Origin of the sequence: uncultured Jannaschia sp. (genome assembly GCF_947494025.1) — a bacterium.
Taxonomy (GTDB): domain Bacteria; phylum Pseudomonadota; class Alphaproteobacteria; order Rhodobacterales; family Rhodobacteraceae; genus Jannaschia.
Genome location: NZ_CANLTQ010000088.1, coordinates 1 through 2,451 on the forward strand (window position 1 = coordinate 1; position 2,451 = coordinate 2,451).

General features: G+C 67.2%; 3 protein-coding genes and 2 pseudogenes. 3 read left to right on the forward strand and 2 right to left on the reverse strand.

Annotated elements, in window-relative coordinates; all coding sequences use genetic code 11:
- On the reverse strand, positions 1–218 hold a 218-nt coding region (locus Q1B08_RS21255), incomplete at its 3' end, for a recombinase family protein (protein ID WP_299823302.1).
- A 201-nt stretch (positions 219–419) separates the two neighbouring features.
- On the opposite strand from Q1B08_RS21255, the gene Q1B08_RS21260 reads away from it, so the two are divergent.
- From Q1B08_RS21260 to Q1B08_RS21270, 3 genes and pseudogenes are all read left to right on the forward strand, one after another.
- Positions 420–1,169 (forward strand): helix-turn-helix domain-containing protein, encoded by a 750-nt coding sequence (locus Q1B08_RS21260; RefSeq protein WP_299823306.1) that lies wholly within the window; start codon positions 420–422, stop codon positions 1,167–1,169.
- An 80-nt stretch (positions 1,170–1,249) separates the two neighbouring features.
- A complete protein-coding gene (locus tag Q1B08_RS21265) occupies positions 1,250–1,837 on the forward strand; it encodes a Mu transposase C-terminal domain-containing protein (protein WP_299823309.1) in 588 nt (195 codons plus the stop codon).
- Between the two features lie 81 nt (positions 1,838–1,918).
- Positions 1,919–2,299 (forward strand): annotated as a pseudogene (locus tag Q1B08_RS21270) (ATP-binding protein); the annotation flags it as partial.
- A gap of 20 nt (positions 2,300–2,319) precedes the next feature.
- Here Q1B08_RS21270 and Q1B08_RS21275 read toward each other — a convergent pair.
- A pseudogene (locus Q1B08_RS21275) lies at positions 2,320–2,451 on the reverse strand (IS5/IS1182 family transposase); the annotation flags it as partial.

Genomic DNA, 2,451 nt, shown 5'->3' on the forward strand with positions numbered 1-2,451 from the left:
GAGCCATGCTGTACCTCCAGTAGTCTCGGCAAAACATGGTCCGCGACGGCGGAACGGCGACTTCTCACACAGCCTCTCAGGCCCGGTCGCTCGGCCTTCGCGCCCGACACGCCGCGGTCCTCGAAGACGCGTATCGTGCCCGCGGCAGCGAGGGCGTCGAACTGCAGGGCGAGGTTCTGCTCGGCGGTCGAGATGCGGGCGTATCCGATGAGGGACATGGGAGGGGTCCAAAAGGGGTCGTCGGCGCTCAATCGTCCACAAACCCGTCCGACAATCAAGTTGTCCAACATCCCGTCGTTTAGATTGTTCTCGGACGGTCCTATAGTCGCTCCGGCAAATGTTGGTTTGCGGACCGCCATCTTGAGAGGCGCACCAAACGGGCAGATGATGACGGCGGTTCTCCTCTACAGGTCCGGCCCATGGCAGCCCCCGGCTTCGCCTCTCCGACGGCCACCGCGCGCTTCTGCGCGATCCAGCCCCATCTGGAGGACGACGTCTCCTTGGCCCGCTTTGCCGCCGAGGCCGGCGTGTCGGAGCGCACCCTGTGCCGCTGGCTCGCCGCCTACCGGTTGAGCGGCATTGCAGGTCTGGAACGGGCGCGTCGCAGCGATGCCGGTGCCCGTCGCCAACTCGGTCCCGGTTTGGAGGATATGATCCGCGCGCTGGCGACCCGACGCCCCCGCCCGACCGTCGCCGCCATCCATCGCAAGGTAGCGACCGAGGCGAACGCGCATGGCTCTCTTGAGCCAAGCTATGCGGTCGTTGCGGACGTGGCGCGCGGGGTTAGGGCTGCACGCATCGCTGTCGCCACCGACGCGGCCGCCTACCGTGACCGGCACGAGCTGGTGCACCGACGTGACGCCATCGCGCCCAACGAGATGTGGCAGGCCGACCATACGATGCTCGACGCCCTCGTTCTGGACGCGCACGGCGAAGAGGTTCGGCCCTGGCTGACGGTGGTGATGGACGATCACAGCCGTGCCGTGATGGGCTACATGATGACGACCGACGCGCCTTCGGCCGTGAACACCGCGCTGGCGCTGCGACCCACGCGATCTGGCGCAAGGCCGATCCGGCTTGGCCGGTCTGCGGCATTCCCGGGGTGCTCTACGTCGACAACGGTAGCGATTTCGTCTCTGAACAGATCGAGCAAGCCTGCATCGCGCTGAAGATCCGACTCGTTCATTCCCGGCCCGGTCGCCCCCGCGGGCGGGGCAAGGTCGAGCGGCTGTTCCGTACCGTGAACGAGATGTTCCTCCCCGACGTGCCGGGCCACCTGATCGGAGGGCGGCCGCTTTCGGCGCCGGGCATCAGTTTGGCGGAGCTGACCGCGCGCTTCGAGCGGTTTCTGCACGATGTCTACCATCGCCGTCCTCATGGGACGACCGGCGAGGCGCCGGTGGCGCGTTGGCGGGCCGGGGGCTTTCTGCCCGCGCTGCCAGAGAGCCGCGCTGCACTCGACATGCTGCTCCTACGCGTGCCCCGCCCCCGCAAGGTGGGGCGGGATGGCATCCGCTTCGGCGGACGGCGCTACGTCGAACCGACGCTGGCCGCCTTCGTGGGAGAGCAGGTCGACGTTCTCTACGACCCTCGCGACCTGGCCGAGGTCCATGTCCACCACGAGGGCGCGTTCTTGTGTCGCGCGCTCTGCCCAGAGCATGTGGACGCTCCCTCGCTGGCGCAGATCCGCGGCGCGAGACGGCGCGCCAGGGAGGAACTGAAGCAGTCCGTCGCTGCCGACGAGGCCTGCCATGTCCAGCACAACCCTCCTTTCCAAGACCGCGCCCGCCCCAAGCCCCGCTTCGGCGGACTCAAGCTCTACGCCGCCGACGATTGAGGTCCGGCGGGAGCTGCCCTTCGTCGAAACCCGCGAGCACGCTTCCGGGAATTCGCCGAGGCCTGCACGGCCGAGCGCTACATCGGCGTGTGCTTCGGCCGACCGGGGGTTGGAAAGACGCGCTCGGCGCGCGAGTTCGCCGCTAGCCCCAATCTCTTCGAATACACCGTCGGCAAGCCGATCACCCCGGTGGCGGCCCGCGCCGTGCAAGCCTGCCGGGGTCTCTTCTTCACCGCGCCGGTCTCCAACACGCCGAAGATCGTCAACGATCGGCTGCAGGTAAATCTCTTCCGCCTTGGTCATGCCCGGCTCGTCCTTGCAGGCCTCGGCGAAGCGCCCGAATATTACGGCCGTACCGAGGCAGCCTGCCCGCTGCTGATCGTGGACGAGGCCGACCGGTTGACTGTCGCCTCGCTCGAGCATCTGCGCGACCTCTACGACCGCTATGGCTTCGGCCTGATCCTAAGAGGCTGTGTGAGAAGTCATTTCGGCGCGATCCTTTGGATCATCTGGGCGCAAGCGGCGATGGTGATGAAGGCCTCCGCTGTCTGCACGCGGTACTCGTAATCTTTGGACATCCGGCGATGCCGTCCGAGCCAGGCGAAGCTCCGTTC

Excerpts from the sequence above, each read along its gene's own strand:
- Q1B08_RS21260 (WP_299823306.1), top strand. The coding sequence starts at position 420 with ATGGCAGCCCCCGGCTTCGCCTCTCCGACGGCCACCGCGCGCTTCTGC.
- Q1B08_RS21265 (WP_299823309.1), top strand. The coding sequence starts at position 1,250 with ATGTTCCTCCCCGACGTGCCGGGCCACCTGATCGGAGGGCGGCCGCTT.